At 57.9% G+C, this 734-nt stretch carries 2 protein-coding genes; both read right to left on the minus strand.

Features of this window, described 5'->3' with window-relative positions:
• Nucleotides 1-20 precede the first annotated feature (20 nt).
• Nucleotides 21-350 (minus strand): hypothetical protein, encoded by a 330-nt coding sequence (locus tag ACXJ7R_RS35245; protein ID WP_457155818.1) that lies wholly within the window; start codon nt 348-350, stop codon nt 21-23.
• Nucleotides 265-465 carry a KTSC domain-containing protein gene (locus ACXJ7R_RS35250; RefSeq protein ID WP_457155817.1) on the minus strand — a complete coding sequence of 67 codons (201 nt, stop codon included), beginning with the start codon at nt 463-465 and terminating at the stop codon, nt 265-267. Before ACXJ7R_RS35250 ends, ACXJ7R_RS35245 begins: the two co-directional genes overlap by 86 nt.
• Between the last annotated feature and the right edge of the window lie 269 nt (nt 466-734).

A 734-nucleotide genomic window follows, 5' to 3' on the forward strand; every position in this document is an offset into this window, starting at 1 on the left:
ACGGCGCGCCGTTCGTCTGCCTACAGCTGGAGGACCTTTAAGGCGAAGTCGCTGCCCTTCCGAAAAGGCCAGCGCGAGGATTCCAGTTCGAACGACCGCCTCTCCTCGCGACCGTCCTCGACCACGCGAACGAACCATTCGCCGATGGCTTCGACGACTTCGACCACAGTTTCAAGCCGAGCGTCGGTACGAATTCGTACGAACGACCGGGCGGCTGCCAAAACGCCGTAGCGGCGGTAGGATTCGAGGCTGTGGTCGAGACGGTCATGCCACGCGGCGATACTTATGACGGTCCCGTATAAATTCCCTGAAGAAGCGGCCTTTCGAGAAGGCTTTCCTGAAAGCGGCATAGGTTTCGGGGGCAACGTCCTCATAGTCATAGCGTGTGCCGCTTGGCACGAACCAAACCGAAAGGATTCCGGTTGCGGGGTCGTACTTAACATTGCGGATCACGGTCGAAGGCATCTTGGTGTCCAATCGGTCACCCGATAAACCCCGCAACGATCGTCGAGTTCCGCTAACCGCTTTTCCTCCCAACCGCCGCTACCCGAACCGTTTCGGAACTCGGGCCGTCGCCGCACTTGACCTGCTGCTCACATATTGCCTAGCGATCTTACCTTGACAATCTAGATACGATGTCGCCGCTCAAATCGAAAACAATCGGTCTTCCCCTCGCGCTCCAGCACGATCTCTTCGGTGCCAATAACGCTCTGCCAGAAGGCTTCGCCTAACAG

Source organism: Mesorhizobium sp. P5_C1, from assembly GCF_054049815.1.

What these genes read in the sequence shown, in the direction of transcription:
- ACXJ7R_RS35245 (WP_457155818.1), bottom strand. Translation starts at nt 350, where the DNA reads ATGCCGCTTTCAGGAAAGCCTTCTCGAAAGGCCGCTTCTTCAGGGAAT.
- ACXJ7R_RS35250 (WP_457155817.1), bottom strand. Translation starts at nt 465, where the DNA reads ATGCCTTCGACCGTGATCCGCAATGTTAAGTACGACCCCGCAACCGGA.